General features: G+C 70.1%; 1 protein-coding gene. It reads right to left on the bottom strand.

Annotation, left to right across the window (positions count from 1 at the left end; genetic code table 11):
• Positions 1-284: transposase (locus tag IH09_RS36290; protein WP_190233540.1), on the bottom strand; the 284-nt coding region annotated here is incomplete at both ends.

Here is a 284-nt window from a genome sequence, read left to right as displayed (position 1 = left end):
GCGGCGTGTTCGACGAGGTGCTGGCGGTAGCCGCCGTCGACCCAGGCTTTGCGGATCGAGGGGTGGGCGGCTGCTACGTGGTCGATCAGGTCGGTGCCGCCGACGGAGTCCTGCACGCTCGCGGCCGTGACCAGCACCATGAGCATCAGTCCGAGGGCGTCGGTGACGATGCTCCGCTTGCGGCTCACGATCTTCTTCGCCGCGTCGATGCCCTGCCCGGCGGCGGGGACGCTGGTGGAGGTCTTCACGCTCTGCGCGTCGATCACGCAGGCCGACGGCTTCGC

It is taken from the genome of Streptomyces celluloflavus (assembly GCA_000720995.1).
Classification (GTDB): domain Bacteria; phylum Actinomycetota; class Actinomycetes; order Streptomycetales; family Streptomycetaceae; genus Streptomyces; species Streptomyces celluloflavus.
The sequence above is the reverse complement of the archived record's forward strand: the minus strand, read 5'-3'. Positions and strand labels throughout refer to the sequence as shown.